Here is a 14,728-nt window from a genome sequence, read left to right as displayed (position 1 = left end):
AGTACATCATGCGAATCCTGATCCTGTTCATCGCCATGCTGGCGGCGCCGCACGCGCTCGCCACCGAAACCACCGCGACCAATGCCGAAGAGACGGTCGTGCTCAAGGATTCCGCCGCGCTCAATAACGCCGATCTGGATGCGTTGATGGCGGTGCTCTCGCCGTCGTTGCGCATCTACAGCCCCTCCACCGAGCCGCACACCCTGGTCGGGCCGCTGTCGGAGCGGATCGGCACGCGCGAGCAGGTCCAGCGCTACTTCAGCGAAGCCTTCAAGCAAGGGCCGCAGGGGCGCCACGAAGTCGTGGACATGGTGTCGCTGGGTGACCTGGTGTTGGCCCGCGTCGAGTTCCAGCTGCCCGGCGAATCGACGATCCGCCCCATGATCACCGGGTTCCGCGTCCGCGATGGCCAGATCGACAGGATCTGGCATATCGCGCGGTTCGACAGCGAACCCGCCGGGTCCGATGCCGCGCAGGCGGTGATCGATCGTTTCAACGGGGCGGCGGACCGCAACGATGTCGAGACGTTTCTCTCCCTGTTCGCCCCGGACGCGCGCAACTTCCATTTTCGCGCTGCGCCCGACACGCTGGGCGGCGGCCCGTCGAAGAGCATCACCGATGCCGCCAGCCGCGAGCGCGTGTTCCGCACCATGTTCACCGAGCGACCGGCGCGGATCGAAGCGCTCGACGGCTTCGCCTTGGGCGAATGGGTGGTCAGTCACGACCGCGCCACGCAGCAGGATGGTTCGGTCAGCGAGGGTCTGTCGCTCTACCGTGTGCAGGGCGGCCGGATCGTCGACGACTGGTACCTGGCCCAGCAGGCGCGCCCGTCTTCGCGTTCGGCGTTGAATGCGAAACAGTCGGGCGAGTGATCTGGGGCCGGCGCCGGTCGATCGTCACTCGCGCGTGATGCCGCCCGGGCGCCGTGAGTGACGGACATTCATGGTGGGTGGCGTCATCCACCCGGGACGAAGAGAGGGGTTCGCGTCAACCTGCTCCGCAAGCTGGGAAAGCCGCTGCGTTGCCCCTGCGTCGACCAGCTTTTTGCTGCACCCAATCGATCCGATGCGGCCGCCAAAAAGGGCTGTCAGGCCCCTCATTTTTGTTACTAAATCCCAACAATTGGCATCGCACCCTTTTCACTTCAGGGGGCGAATGCTCCGCAGGGTTCAGGGCACCCGCGAGGAGGCCTGCGATGAACCGTCCCGTCCATGAGCCGGGGTCGCCCCGGATCCTGATGGCCGCGTTGGCGGCTGCACTGACCGGCGGTTGCGGCGCGAACGCTGCCGGTGATTCTCCCACCGCAACGCCTGCGCCATCGTCTTCCCCTGCGCTGGTCGCGCAGGGCAAGCAGATCTTCCGTTTCGAAACCTTCGGCGACGAACAGCTATGGACCGACAAGCTGGCGCTGCATACGGTCGTCGAGACCAGCGTCGATCCCACCACTGCGCTCAAGGTCGGCTTGAAGGTCGATGCCGATGCGCTACCGCCGGGGATACTGGAATCCGTGGACCTCAAGAGCCCGGCGACCACCGTCGCGCTGCTCAAGTTGAACGCCGTCGTCGGGTTAAGGGCCACGGTCGATGCGGACAATCACATCACCCGGCTGGGTGTGACCTGCGCCCTGTGCCATTCGACCGTCGACGACTCGGTGCAGGCGGGCATCGGCCGGCGCCTGGACGGCTGGCCGAACCGGGATCTCGACGTGGGCGCGATCATCGCGCTGTCGCCGAACCTGCCCGCCGACAAGAAGGCGGTCTATACCAGTTGGGGACCGGGCAAGTACGACCCGCGCTACAACATCGATGGCAAGAACACGCCGCTGGTGCTGCCGCCCGCCTACGGCCTGGCGCACATCCGCAACGAGACCTATACCGCGGAAGGCCCGATCTCGTACTGGAATGCCTACGTTGCCGTGACCCAGATGGGCGGGCAGGGTGATTTCCACGACGATGCGCTGAACATCCACATCGACCACGACCCGGACCTGGTCACGGACAAGCTGCCCGCGTTGCGCGCCTACCAGCACAGTCTGGCGGCGCCCGCGCCGCCGGCCGGCAGTTTCGACCGCATGGCCGCCAACCGTGGCCGCGCGGCCTTCGGCCGCAACTGCATGGGATGCCACGTCGGTGCGACGGGGACGGACAACAACGGCGGCAAGCTGCACGCGCCGGAGGAGACCGGCATGGATGGCGCCTATGCCGCCCGCACGAAGAACAAGGCGTACCGGACCACGCCCTTGCGCGCACTGTGGCAGCACCCGCCTTATTTCCACGACGGAAGCGCAGCCACGCTTCCAGACGTGGTCGCGCATTACAACCGCCAGCTCGAACTGGGCCTGGCGGAGAATGAGCAGCGCGACCTGGTCGAATATCTGAAATCCCTGTAACCCGGCCTCTGGACGCAGAGGAGACCGGGGTTGCGATCGAAGGACAGTCTGCGGCGTTCTTGCGGATCGGAAAGCGGGCAAAAACATGTCGGCTTGAATCGTCGGGAGGCATGAGTTGCGGGAAGCATGTCTTCCCCGCCGCATGCCTTCACGGCTCGCACAGTCCCTGTTCGTCGCCCTCAACCGGCCTTCGTCGGAAAGCCCTTGGCGACGGGAGCCGGGCTGACTGACAGTGGCCAACCCCGAAACAGGGATTCGCCATGCGCCGCTTCCTCCTGCTTGCCTTGCTGTCCTGCACCGCCGTCCCGTCCGCCGCCGAGCCGCCAATGCGCGAAGCGCCGATCCATCTCACGCCCGGCGCCGCGCCGGCATCTCCGGAGCTGGTGGCGACGCTGGCCGAGAAGGACAGGCAGTTGTTCGATGCGGTGTTCGGCTGCAAGCCGGAGCTCTTGAAAACGCTGGTGGCGGAGGACTTCGAGTTCTTCCACGACAAGCACGGGCTGACCACGCAATCCGGTGCGCAGTTCGTCAAGGACATCACCGGCATGTGCGCGCGGCAGGCGGCCGGTACCGATTTCCGCGCGCGCCGCGAGCTGGTGCCGGGCAGCATGACCGTCCATGTCATCGGCAACTACGGCGCGATGCAGATGGGCACGCACCGCTTCTTCGCGTTGCGATCCGGCGAACCGGACCGTCTCACCGAAACCGGAAAGTTCATCGACCTGTGGAAGCGTGAGGGCGATGCGTGGAAGCTGGCGCGCGTGATCAGCTACGACCACCAGCTGGCGGAATGAGCCGCGCGAGTGGCCCCGAGTTCCCTTGCATTGAAGCTGCGGATGGAAGGGCGGAAAGCGATCGATGGCCGGCGCCGCCAGTCAGTTGTGTCCGTGCCGCTTCTCGGGCGGATTCTCGCGTGGATACCCTCTGGGTCGTCGCTCGAGCGAACGAGTGGGCGACCACGAGCCTGGATGTGCCTGGCAGCTCGCCCGCTTGCGCCTCAGAGCGACATGCCAGGCTGCCAGCCGCTGTCCGCGAAAAATGCCTTCGGATCGGCCATGCGCAGGATTTCGCCGACCGCGCGTCGCTTGTCCGGCGCATTGCGGTAGTAGGCCTTCACGATTCGATAGCCCACCCAATAGCCGAGATCGCCGGGCGTCTCCGCGGTGGCGTTGTCGAGCCATCGCGACAGGTCGGTGTCGTCCATGTCGGTGACGAACGCGGTCTCAATCTGTTTTTCGCGGCCGCGGGTGAGCGGCCCGAAATGGGAATACGCGACCTCGCCGGAGATCAGTTCGGCGATGAACTCGGCGGCGCCCTCGGCCAGCGAACGCTCGAGCACGGTCGGCTGCTCCAGCGCCGCGGTTTCCGCTGCGAGTTGCACATGGGCGTACTCGTGCGCGATCACGTGCACGAACCGGTCCTCTACGTCGGGATTCATCCACTTCACCGCGCACAGGGCTTCCAGTCCGATCTGCAGGCCGGTGTCGGGATAGCCGATGCCCACGGGTTTGCCGCGGCCCACGGCGATGGTCACCGGTGGCATGCGCGCTTCCGGGTACAGCGTGCGCAAACGGTCCAGGGCCAGCGTCAGGCGCTCGCGCACCTGCGGCAGCACGCGCATGCAGCGCCTGGCTTCCACGTACATTTCGGGCTTGCTTTCGAGGGTTTCAGCGATGCGTGCGCCGGTGACCCTGCGCAGCTTGGCGAGATGCCCGAGCCCCTCGGATCCGGCGTCCAGATAATCGCGCTGCAACTGTTCGGCGGTCGGATGCCCGTTGGCGTCGTCGTAGATGCGGTAGAAGCGCGCGACGTCGTCGACCACGACCATCGGCGTGGCTGCGCCGGCATCCTCGGTTTCCGCGGCACGGATCTTGGCCGACGCGGCCGCGAAGGCCAGCAGGCCAAGCAGGAACGCGGCCAGAATGTGCTTTGGGTTCGAACGTGTCATGCAGCAATTCCCAGTGTGGTGAACGAACCGGAGTCTGTCGCTATCCAACAACGATTCGACCTCCCGGCCAAGTCAGCGTAGCGAGGGTGATTGCAGCGTACCCGGGGCATTGGTCATGTCGCGATCCGGCCGGTGCAGGGCCTTGCCCGGGCGAGGTGTCCAGTCGAATGCCCGCCTGGAGCGCCAGCATCCGCTCAACGCATCGGCGAACGTCGGGTTCGATCGATGACTGGATGCCACCGCTGGAAGCAAATCCTCCAGGAAGAACGGCGACAGTTCCGGACGACCCGCAAGTCCGGACTCCGCATACTCGCGCCGGACACACGTGTGCCATCTTCTCAGCGGTACGACGTGCGGTGGGGGAACGTTCGCCAGCAGACGGGCCGCCGCCCGCGCCGTGCCGACAGAAGGTGCCGGCATCTGTCCGTCCTGGCCGCCTGTCGGCGTTGTCTGCGACCGAGCGGATGCGGCTCGGCGCATCGTGCGAGTCACCGGACAGCTTCCCAGTCGAGCCCAGCAGGAGCCAGCCGCGGTCAATGGGTGCGGATGATGCGAAGCGTGGAGCCGGCAGCGCCGGGGCCATGGCCGGGCGTCCGCGTTCATGCCCACGCGTCAGTGGCGATCACCCGGCCGGTCGCGCCGCCACAACCGGAGACATCCCATGAATCGAACCATCATGCTGGCCGCCTGCGTCGTTACCCTGGGCGTCCCCCTGTCATCTTTCGCGCAGGACATGGCGGTGACGGCGGGCGAGCAGGCCAAGGTCGTCCTGGACAACGACAAGGTCCGGGTGATCCAGCTGGACATCGCGCCCGGCGGCAAGACCGGCATGCATTCGCATGGCGACAGCCTCGTCGTATTCCTCACGGGGGCCGATGCGACCCAGACCGGCGCTGACGGCACCAAGACGCAGCGGCGTACCGAAGCGGGTGAAGTCATGTGGAGCGAGCCGGTCACCCACGACACCGAGAACACCGGCAAGGAAGCGGTGAAGGTGCTGGTCGTGGAGTTGAAGGAGCCGGCGAAATAGGAGGGGCGCTGCCCGGGTTGGGCGGTCCAGCCCGGGCTCGGCTGTGTGGCTTGCAGAGCTGGGATGGAGGCAGCCGCTCGCATAGTCGCGTTCCAGTGGATGCCTCCGCCCCGACCTCTGCGTCTGCATGCCGAAACGGCGCTCAGTCCGTCGCTCCGCAGCGCGAAAACGGGCCCGCCGCCAAGCCTTTTTGCACCGCAACATGCCTCTGGTGGATCCGCTGGTAGAGTTCGCCCTCTGCGTGTAATTCGGATCGCAAACGATGTTCCCGATCAGCCGTGCCAACGGCGCCTCCCCCACAACCGGCCGGACAGCGCCTTTTTTTAGGCCGCGTTCTGTTAGCGCTAACATCTACTTGGCCCAAATTGCCGTCGTGCCGGCATTCCGGCGAGAAGGAAGCGATCTGCCGGCTCCAGCCGGGAGGCTTGCATGAGCCTGTTCCTCGGACTCGATGTAGGCACCCAGAGCGTCAAGCTGATCGCCTATGACGCGCAGGCGCGCAAGGTCGTCGCCAGCCATGGCCATGCGCTGGAGCTGATCGCCCACGACGACGGCAGCCGTGAGCAGCGCACGGAGTGGTGGATCGATGCGATCCGCGCGTGTTTCGCCAGGCTTGAGCCCGTGCAGCGTGCGCAGGTCGTGGCGATCGGAGTGTCCGGGCAGCAGCATGGGTTCGTGCCCCTGGACGAAGCCGGGGGAGTCTTGGCCCCGGCCAAGTTGTGGTGCGATACCAGCACGCAGCTGGAATGCGACGAGATCATGGCCGCAGCCGGCGGCGCGGCGAAGAGCGTGCAGCTGGCCGGCAACCCGATCCTGGCCGGCTACACCGCATCGAAGCTGCCGTGGACACGCAAGCATCGGCCCGAGACCTATGCGCAGCTCGCATCGATCCTGCTGCCGCACGACTACGTCAACTTCTGGCTGACCGGCGAGCGCTGGATGGAGCATGGCGATGCGTCCGGCACCGGCTGGCTCGACGTGCGCACGCGACAGTGGTCGAAGCCGATGCTGGCCGCGACCGACGCGCAGCGCGACCTGTCGGCGCTGCTGCCGCCACTGGTCGCGGCCGATGCGAACTTCGCCATCTCACCGGACATCGCAGATGAACTCGGACTGCCGCGCGGCGTGCTCGTGAGCGCGGGCGGCGGCGACAACATGATGGCGGCGATCGGCACCGGCAACGTCGAGCCCGGCGTGCTGAGCATGAGCCTGGGCACCTCGGGTACGTTGTTCGCCTACGCCGACCACCCGGTGGTGGACGATGCGGCTGGATGGGCGGCGTTCTGCTCGTCCACCGGTGGCTGGTTGCCGCTGATCTGCACCATGAACTGCACGGTCGCCACCGAGAACGTGGCGAAGGCGTTCGGTTTCAGCACGCGCGACGGCGATGCGGTGATGGATGGCACCACGCCCGGCGCCGATGGCCTGGTGATGCTTCCGTTCTTCAACGGCGAGCGCACCCCGGATCTGCCGAATGCGCGCGCCAGCCTGTTCGGCATGGACCTGAACAATCTGAGTCGCGGCAACGTGTACCGCGCGGCGATGGAAGGCGCGACCTACGCGCTGCGCAATGGTTTCGATGCGCTGCAGGCCGCGGGCCTGCGTTTCGATGCCATCCGCCTGACCGGCGGCGGCAGCCAGAGCGCGGCCTGGCGGCAGATGGTGGCCGACGTGTTCGAAGTGAAGGTGGATGTCCCGGAACAGGCCGAAGGCGCCGCGTTTGGTGCCGCATTGCAGGCGCTGTGGGCGCATGGTCGTGCCAGCGGCGGCGACGCCGACATCGCCGACATCGCCCGCGAACACGTGCGCGTGGACCCCGCGCTGTCTGCGCATCCCGATCCTGTCGCGGTAGCGGCCTACCGCATGCATTACCCGCGCTTCCTGCGCCATCTGGATGTGGCGAGGGAACTCAACGCCAGCCAAGCAGGGACCGGCATGACCTGATGTCCCGCCGGGCAGCGCGCCCGGCGCGGTCCGGTTCATGCCCCGGGGTTACGGATTCCAGAACTCAACTCACGCCAACGAGCACAGCCATGAGCACACAACCCTTCATTGGTGCCAGGGAGTATTTCCCTGGTATCGGCCGCATTCCCTTCGAGGGCCGCGATTCCGACAACCCGCTCGCGTTCAAGGTGTATGACGCGAACAAGCGCATCGGCGACAAGACCATGGCCGAGCACCTGCGGTTCGCGGTGTGCTACTGGCATACGTTCACCAATGCCGGCCACGACCCGTTCGGCCCGGGCACCCGCAGGTTCCCGTGGGAAGCCGGTTCTTCCATGGCCACCGCCGAAGCCAAGGTCGATGCCGCGTTCGAGTTCATCACCAAGCTCGGCGTGCCGTATTACTGCTTCCACGACGTCGATCTGGCGCCGGACGCCGAAGATATCGGCGAGTACGAGAAGAACCTCAGGCACATGGTCGCCAAGGCCAAGGAGCGCCAGCAGGCCACCGGGGTGAAGCTGCTGTGGGGCACGGCCAACCTGTTTTCGCATCCGCGCTACATGAACGGCGCGGCGACCAATCCCGATTTCAATGTCGTCGCCCGCGCGGCGGTGCAGGTCAAGGCCGCGCTCGACGCCACGGTCGAGCTCGGCGGTGAGCATTACGTCTTCTGGGGCGGCCGCGAAGGCTACGCCTGCCTGCACAACACCGACATGAAGCGCGAGCTGGACCATTTCGCGCGCTTCCTGTCCATGGCCCGCGACTACGGCCGCCTCATCGGCTTCGAGGGGTATTACTTCATCGAACCCAAGCCGATGGAGCCGATGAAGCACCAATACGACTTCGACAGCGCCACCGTCGCCGGCTTTCTGCGCGAGCACGGCCTGGACAAGGACTTCAAGCTCAATATCGAAGCCAACCACGCCACGCTCTCGGGCCACACCTTCGAACACGACCTGCAGGTCGCCTCCGACCATGACCTGCTCGGCAGCATCGACGCCAACCGCGGCAACCCGCAGAACGGCTGGGACACCGACCAGTTCCCGACCGATCTGTACGACACCGTCGGCGCGATGATGGTGGTGCTGCGCCAGGGCGGCCTGGTCGGCGGCCTGAACTTCGACGCCAAGGCGCGGCGCGAATCGACCGACATGGAGGATCTGTTCATCGCCCACATCGGCGGAATGGATGCGTTCGCGCGCGGACTGGAAGTTGCGCACGGGTTGCTGACCGCATCTCCCTGGGAGCAGTGGCGCAAGGACCGGTACGCCAGCTTCGATGGTGGTGCCGGCAGGGACTTCGCCGACGGCAAGCTGTCGCTGGCCGAGCTGCACGCGCTGGCGGTGAGGAATGCCGAGCCGAGGCAGATCAGCGGCAAGCAGGAGCGCTACGAGAACCTGTTGAACCAGTATCTGCTGAAGGTTTGAGTTGCGAGGTGAGCCCTTCCCCGCAAGCGCGGGGAAGGCATGGACGGGAAGTTGTGGAAGGCGGCTTGTCCCGCACTTCAGCCTCCTAGCCCTTCCTGTAAACGGCGGAAGAAGCGGTGGATCGCGTGGTGAGCGGCGTCCGCGGGGCATGCGGATGCAGGGGTTTGACCACTACCAGGGAAGCAGCGGGCATGCGCAGCGCAATGCTTGGAAGTGCCACCTCTACGAACAGCGTGGCGAACATCCGCTTCATCGTTTCCGCCGCTGCTCGCGGTTATCGGACTGGCCAGTGCTCATGTGGAGGGCTGGGCACGCAGCTTCATGCCACCGACCACAGGCGCATTCCGCCCGCTGCGTCCCGGTCAGGCTCCGCTCCTCGTACCCGAGGTGCGCGCAGCCACCGAACCACGCTTGACCAGCACGTGCGCCACGACGTGGTCGACCACCACGCGCGTGTGTTGTTCCTTGCCCCGAATACTGCGCTGCAGGATGTTGACGGCCAGGTCCGCCATCGAGGCGACGGGCTGGTGGATCGTGGTGAGTTCCGGCCAGACATTGGTTGCGGCCGACGTATCGTCGAAGCCGACCACCGACAGGTCGCGCGGAACATCGAGCCCGCGACGGTGCGCCACCGAAACCACGGCTGCGGCCATGTCGTCGTTGCTGGCGAAGATCGCGGTGGGCGCCTTGCGACGGGCCAGCAGCTTTTCCGCGGCTTCCAGCCCGGACCGGTAGGTGTAGTAACCCTGTTGGACCAGGGAGTCATCGAGGTCGATGCCGGCCTCGCCCAATGCAGCCACATAGCCCTGGTAGCGCAGTTCGCTCGCGGTCTGGTTGGGGTGCCCCTTGATGTAGCCGATGCGGGTGTGGCCCAGCGCGGCCAGGTACGCGGTGATTTCCTTGCTTGCATGGAAGTCGTCGATGCGTACGCAGGAAATATCGTCGCTGGAGCGTCCCGACGCGATCGCCACTACCGGAATGCCGGCGCCGACCAGCTCGGAAACCACCGGCCTGGATTCGCACAGCGGCGGTGGCAGGATCACGCCGGCGACGCGCTTGGCGAGCATGCGCGCGGCGTGGCGCTGGGACTTGGCATCGGCCTCGTCCCAGGCCTCGATCACCAGTTGGGTCGCGGTGCGCGCGGTGCCTCGCAGCGCGCCCACCAGCAGCTCGCTGAGGTATGCGCCGCTGGGGTTGGTGTAGATCAGGCCGATGCGGGTGGCCTGGGCGGCGGCAAGCGAACTGGCGGCGAGGTTGGGTGTGTACCCCAGTTCCTCGACCGCGCGGATCACCCGCTCGCGCGTCGACTCACGCACATTGCTGGTGTTGTTGACCACACGCGATACAGTCATCGGCGATACGTTGGCGTGGGCCGCCACTTCGTCGATCGTGACCGCGTGGCCCCTACGACGAACCGATTTCCGGGACTTTGCTTTCTTGACGTTCCCCAAAGCTCGTCCCTCCAGGTGTGCGATGGCCGCAGTCGCAATCGAAAATCGCCGCCGCGCCGGCCGGATCGTGCAAGGCAAGAACCGGCAAGGCATAAGCCGGCAGCACGCAAAGGCGACGCGACGCAAGGCATGACGGTATTGGCCATGTTAGCGGGTACCGGCTGGACCGGCGACATGGCGCGCCGAGCCGCGAGCCGGGCGGACGCGATGAGGATGGACGGGCAGGGCAGATGAAGGGACCGCTCGCACTGCAAGCCGCGCCCGGCCGCCGCTACGGCAATTTCGCATTGAGCCGGGTTCTGGTTGCAGGCGCGTTGGTGCTGACCTCGATCCTGCCCGTGCAGCAGCTGCGCGCCGAGGACGGCTACGAGCTGTGGCTGCGTTACCGGCCGGTCGAATCCGCGCACTCAGGCGAGTACCGCGGTGCCGCCATGCAGCTGGTCGCGGCTGCCACGACGCCAACGCAGATCGTTACGCGCGCGGAGCTGCGGCGCGGCCTGAGGGGATTGCTCGGTGCCGCCGTGCCGCTGTCGGACGTGGTTACATCCAATGGCGCGCTCATCGTCGGCACGCCGGCCTCGTCGCCGCTGGTCGGGAAGCTGGAGCTCGACACCGGCCAACTCGGCGGCGATGGTTATCTCATCCGTAGCGTCGTCGTCGACGGACATCGGGCGACGGTGATTGCGGCGAACGATGATCTCGGCGCGCTGTACGGCGCCTTCCACTTCCTGCGCCTGCTGCAGACGCGGCAATCGCTCGATCGGATCGATGTGCGCGTAGTCCCTCGGATCAAGCTGCGCGTGCTCAACCACTGGGACAATCTCGACGGCCATGTCGAACGGGGCTACGCCGGGGCCTCGATCTGGGACTGGCACAAGCTGCCCGACTGGGTGGATCCGCGCTACACCGATTACGCGCGCGCCAACGCCTCGCTCGGCATCAACGGCACGGTGCTGAACAACGTCAATTCCAACGCGCTCAGCCTCACGCCGATGTACCTGGCGAAGGCGGCCGCGCTGGCGAACGTGTTGCGCCCTTACGGCATCCGCGTCTATCTCAGCGCGCGCTTCTCCGCGCCGAAGGAAATCGGCGGAATGAAGACCGCCGACCCGCTCGATCCGGCGGTGCGTCGGTGGTGGAAGGACAAGGCGGGCGAGATCTGCAAGACGATCCCGGACTTCGGCGGGTTCCTGGTCAAGGCCAACTCCGAAGGCCAGCCCGGTCCGCAGGACTATGGTCGCAGCCACGCCGACGGCGCCAACATGCTCGCCGACGCGCTCGCTCCGCACGGGGGCGTGGTGATGTGGCGCGCTTTCGTCTATTCCAGCGAACAGCCCGACGACCGCGCCAAGCAGGCCTATACCGAGTTCGTACCGCTGGACGGCAAGTTCCGCGACAACGTGATCGTGCAGGTGAAGAACGGCGCCATCGACTTCCAGCCGCGCGAGCCGTTCCATCCGCTGTTCGGCGCGATGCCGAAGACGCCGCTGATGATGGAGTTCCAGATCACCAAGGAATACCTCGGCTTCGCGACCCACCTGGCCTACCTCGGCACGCTGTACCAGGAGACGCTCCAGTCCGACACGATGGCGCAGGGCCAGGGCTCGACCGTGGCCCGGGTGATCGACGGGTCGCTGCACGGCCACAAAGTCACGGGCATGGCCGGTGTCGCCAACATCGGCACCGACCGCAACTGGAGCGGCTCGCATTTCGACCAGGCCAACTGGTACGCCTACGGTCGGCTCGCCTGGGATCCATCGCAGTCCTCGCGCGAGATCGCCCGGGACTGGGTCCGGATGACCTTCTCGAACGACCAGCCCTTCGTGGACTCCGTTGTCGACATGATGATGGGTTCGCGCGAAGCGGTGGTCGATTACATGACACCGCTTGGCCTGCACCACCTGATGGGCCGCGACCATCATTACGGCCCCGGCCCGTGGGTCGCCGGCGGACCGCGTGCCGACTGGACCTCGGTCTACTACCACCGCGCCGACCGAAACGGCATCGGGTTCGACCGCAGCGCAACGGGTAGCAATGCCGTTGCGCAATACGCGCCGCCACTGGCGGACAGCTTCGGCGATGTGAAGCGAGTACCGGAGCAGTTCCTGCTGTGGTTCCACCATCTGCCCTGGGATTACCGCACCCGATCCGGGCGCCCGCTCTGGCACGAACTGGTGCACCGCTACACGCGCGGCGTGAACGAAGTGAAGAAGATGCGCACGACCTGGAACGGCCTGCGCGGCCATGTCGACGCCGAACGCCATGCACAGGTCGCGGCCTTCCTCGCGATCCAGCAGAAGGAAGCGCAGTGGTGGCGCGACGCCAGCATCGCCTACTTCCAGCGCATCAATGGATTGCCGCTGCCGCCGGGATACGCACCGCCGGCGCAGCCGCTCGAGTACTACGAAGCGCTCTCATTTCCATATGCTCCGGGGAATGGGTGATGGCCAGGGCCTTGCTCTCGAAGGCACTGTCTATGTGCTCCGCGGCGGGTGCGCTGCTGGCGGTTTCGCTGTGCCTTGCGCTTCCCGCGCATGCTGCCGGAGGCGACGCAGCGCTCCTGCACGCGATGTTCCAGGACCACGCCGTGCTGCAGCGCGACCAGCCGATCCGGATCTGGGGTCGTGCGAGGCCGGCGGAGGAAGTACAGGTCGACTTCGCCGGCCACAAGGCGCGTACCCACGCCGGCGACGATGGGCACTGGGAACTGCAGATCCCTGCGCAACAGGCCGGCGGTCCCTATACGCTGACCGCGACCGCAGGCGACAAGGTCCAACGCATCGACGATGTGCTCGTGGGCGACGTGTGGCTGTGCTCGGGCCAGTCGAACATGGAGCTGCAGGTGCACCGCGCGCTCGACTCGCATTCCGAGATCAGCGGTGCTGGCAGCGAAACCATCCGCTTGCTCACGGTTCCACAGGCCGGCAGCGCGTTGCCGCAGGAAACCTTCTCCACGCCGACGCAGTGGATGAAGCTCACGCCGGAGACCGTGCGCGATTTCTCAGCCACCTGCTACTACTTCGCCCGCGAACTGCAGAAGACCGTCGATGTGCCGATGGGGCTCATCAACGCGGCCTGGGGCGGTTCGCGCATCCAGGCCTGGATCAGCGGGGATGCCCTGCGCGCCGCCGGTGGGTTCGATGCCGAGCTCGAAGTACTCGCCCAGTACGCAACCGATCCGGCGACCGCAGCGGGACGCTGGGGCGAACACTGGCAGCGGTGGTGGCGGGGGCTCCCCACGGTCGCGCCCGGCGAAGAGCCGTGGAATCCGGAGTACGGCGCCGATGAGGGCTGGGGCGATGCGCCGCGCGAACTGGGTGCGTGGGAGCACTGGGGCATCCCGGAGCTGGCCGACTTCAACGGCATGCTCTGGTTCCGCACCACGGTGGAGCTGACCGCCCAGCAGGCGGCGCAGGAAGCACGGCTTTCGATCGGTGCGGCCGACGAGATCGACGTCACATGGGTCAACGGACGCGCTGTCGGTAGCGCCTATGGCGGCGATGCGCGCGAGTACGCCTTGCCGCGCGGCCTGCTGCGCGAGGGGCGGAACATCGTCGCCGTCAGCGTGCTCGATACCTATCGCGAGGGAGGCCTCACCGGTCCGCATTCGGTACGCGCGCTGCGGTTCGGCGATGGGTCGAGCGTGCCGCTCGATGGCGCGTGGAGATACCGCATCGTGAGGGAAGACGCGAGCCAGGCGCCGCGCGCACCCTGGCAGACCGTGGCGGGCCTGACCACGCTGCATAACGACATGATCGCGCCGCTCGGCCGCTACGGCCTGCGCGGCGCGCTCTGGTACCAGGGCGAATCCAATACCTTCGAGGCCGATGCCTACCGCGACCTGCTGCGCATCCTGCGCAGCGACTGGCGCGCGCGTTTCGGCGCCGGGCTGCCATTGCTGGTCGTGCAGCTGGCCGCCTACGGCGATGCGCCGACCAAGCCGGTGGAGGGCGGATGGGCGGAACTGCGCGCAGCGCAGCGCGACGTCGCCACCGAGGAAGCGCGCAGTGCGCTGGCAGTCACCATCGACATCGGCGACCGCTACGACCTGCATCCGCCGAACAAGCAGGAACTCGGGCGCAGGCTCGCGCGCGCGGCGCGACACGTCGTTTATGGCGAAAAGCTGCCGCCGTCCGGGCCTGTGCCCCTGTCGGCGCGACGCTTGGCCGAAGCGGGCAAGGGCGACGCGGTCGTGGTCGCGTTTGGTGATGTCACCAACGGCCTGGTCGCCTACGGCGCCGACGCTCCGATCGGCTTCGAGCTTTGCGGCTCGGACGCCGGCTCCTGCCGCTACGCCGATGCCGAAATCCGCGGCAACGAGGTGCTCCTGCGCGCGCCGGTCGCGCAGCCCACGCGCGTGCGCTACGGCTGGGCCGACAGCCCGGTCGTCACATTGTTCGACGGCGCCAGGATGCCGGCCGGCCCCTTCGAGATCCATATCCAGTGACCAGCTCAAGCAACCCATCCAGGCGAGTCCTTCCACGATGAGCGCAGCATCCCGCACCGAAACCACCTTCCATCGCTCGTCGAACCGATGCG

10 protein-coding genes are annotated in these 14,728 nt (G+C 66.7%); 8 read left to right on the top strand and 2 right to left on the bottom strand.

Annotated elements, in window-relative coordinates; translation table 11 throughout:
• The first annotated feature begins 8 nt into the window (after positions 1 to 8).
• From MC380_RS05740 to MC380_RS05730, 3 genes are all read left to right on the top strand, one after another.
• The gene (locus tag MC380_RS05740; protein ID WP_242102537.1) at positions 9 to 872 is read left to right on the top strand and encodes a nuclear transport factor 2 family protein; all 864 of its coding nucleotides are present in this window, start codon (positions 9 to 11) and stop codon (positions 870 to 872) included.
• Positions 873 to 1,195: 323 nt separating this feature from the next.
• Entirely contained in the window at positions 1,196 to 2,389 is a 1,194-nt protein-coding gene (locus tag MC380_RS05735; protein ID WP_242102538.1) for a c-type cytochrome, read from the top strand.
• Positions 2,390 to 2,649: 260 nt separating this feature from the next.
• Entirely contained in the window at positions 2,650 to 3,183 is a 534-nt protein-coding gene (locus MC380_RS05730) for a nuclear transport factor 2 family protein (protein WP_242102539.1), read from the top strand.
• A 203-nt stretch (positions 3,184 to 3,386) separates the two neighbouring features.
• Here the strand turns inward: MC380_RS05730 and MC380_RS05725 are convergent, their stop codons facing one another.
• Positions 3,387 to 4,337: a DUF2268 domain-containing putative Zn-dependent protease gene (locus tag MC380_RS05725; protein ID WP_242163559.1), complete on the bottom strand. Its 951-nt coding sequence runs from the start codon at positions 4,335 to 4,337 to the stop codon at positions 3,387 to 3,389.
• A gap of 661 nt (positions 4,338 to 4,998) precedes the next feature.
• Between MC380_RS05725 and MC380_RS05720 the strand changes: the two genes are divergently transcribed.
• The 3 genes from MC380_RS05720 (at position 4,999) to xylA (ending at position 8,738) form a co-directional block, all read left to right on the top strand.
• Positions 4,999 to 5,367 carry a hypothetical protein gene (locus MC380_RS05720; protein ID WP_242163557.1) on the top strand — a complete coding sequence of 123 codons (369 nt, stop codon included), beginning with the start codon at positions 4,999 to 5,001 and terminating at the stop codon, positions 5,365 to 5,367.
• Positions 5,368 to 5,796: 429 nt separating this feature from the next.
• Positions 5,797 to 7,311 (top strand): xylulokinase, encoded by a 1,515-nt coding sequence (gene xylB / locus MC380_RS05715; protein WP_242163555.1) that lies wholly within the window; start codon positions 5,797 to 5,799, stop codon positions 7,309 to 7,311.
• An 89-nt stretch (positions 7,312 to 7,400) separates the two neighbouring features.
• The gene (gene xylA / locus MC380_RS05710; RefSeq protein WP_242102543.1) at positions 7,401 to 8,738 is read left to right on the top strand and encodes a xylose isomerase; all 1,338 of its coding nucleotides are present in this window, start codon (positions 7,401 to 7,403) and stop codon (positions 8,736 to 8,738) included.
• A 362-nt stretch (positions 8,739 to 9,100) separates the two neighbouring features.
• Here xylA and MC380_RS05705 read toward each other — a convergent pair whose 3' ends face one another.
• Complete coding sequence (locus tag MC380_RS05705; RefSeq protein WP_242163553.1) at positions 9,101 to 10,282, bottom strand: LacI family DNA-binding transcriptional regulator; 1,182 nt, start codon at positions 10,280 to 10,282, stop codon at positions 9,101 to 9,103.
• Positions 10,283 to 10,419: 137 nt separating this feature from the next.
• Between MC380_RS05705 and MC380_RS05700 the strand changes: the two genes are divergently transcribed.
• Both MC380_RS05700 and MC380_RS05695 read left to right on the top strand, forming a co-directional pair.
• A complete protein-coding gene (locus MC380_RS05700) occupies positions 10,420 to 12,633 on the top strand; it encodes an alpha-glucuronidase family glycosyl hydrolase (RefSeq protein WP_242163551.1) in 2,214 nt (737 codons plus the stop codon).
• Between the two features lie 32 nt (positions 12,634 to 12,665).
• Positions 12,666 to 14,636: a sialate O-acetylesterase gene (locus MC380_RS05695; RefSeq protein ID WP_242163695.1), complete on the top strand. Its 1,971-nt coding sequence runs from the start codon at positions 12,666 to 12,668 to the stop codon at positions 14,634 to 14,636.
• Positions 14,637 to 14,728 lie beyond the last annotated feature (92 nt).

The sequence above is a fragment of the Lysobacter sp. M15 genome (genome assembly GCF_022662515.1).
Classification (GTDB): domain Bacteria; phylum Pseudomonadota; class Gammaproteobacteria; order Xanthomonadales; family Xanthomonadaceae; genus JAKPBU01.
This window is presented reverse-complemented; position numbering and strand designations above follow the sequence as displayed.

Excerpts from the sequence above, each read along its gene's own strand:
- MC380_RS05725 (WP_242163559.1), bottom strand. The coding sequence starts at position 4,337 with ATGACACGTTCGAACCCAAAGCACATTCTGGCCGCGTTCCTGCTTGGC.
- MC380_RS05705 (WP_242163553.1), bottom strand. The coding sequence starts at position 10,282 with ATGCCTTGCCGGTTCTTGCCTTGCACGATCCGGCCGGCGCGGCGGCGA.
- MC380_RS05730 (WP_242102539.1), top strand. The coding sequence starts at position 2,650 with ATGCGCCGCTTCCTCCTGCTTGCCTTGCTGTCCTGCACCGCCGTCCCG.
- MC380_RS05695 (WP_242163695.1), top strand. The coding sequence starts at position 12,666 with ATGTGCTCCGCGGCGGGTGCGCTGCTGGCGGTTTCGCTGTGCCTTGCG.
- MC380_RS05735 (WP_242102538.1), top strand. The coding sequence starts at position 1,196 with ATGAACCGTCCCGTCCATGAGCCGGGGTCGCCCCGGATCCTGATGGCC.
- xylB (WP_242163555.1), top strand. The coding sequence starts at position 5,797 with ATGAGCCTGTTCCTCGGACTCGATGTAGGCACCCAGAGCGTCAAGCTG.
- MC380_RS05700 (WP_242163551.1), top strand. The coding sequence starts at position 10,420 with ATGAAGGGACCGCTCGCACTGCAAGCCGCGCCCGGCCGCCGCTACGGC.
- xylA (WP_242102543.1), top strand. The coding sequence starts at position 7,401 with ATGAGCACACAACCCTTCATTGGTGCCAGGGAGTATTTCCCTGGTATC.
- MC380_RS05740 (WP_242102537.1), top strand. The coding sequence starts at position 9 with ATGCGAATCCTGATCCTGTTCATCGCCATGCTGGCGGCGCCGCACGCG.
- MC380_RS05720 (WP_242163557.1), top strand. The coding sequence starts at position 4,999 with ATGAATCGAACCATCATGCTGGCCGCCTGCGTCGTTACCCTGGGCGTC.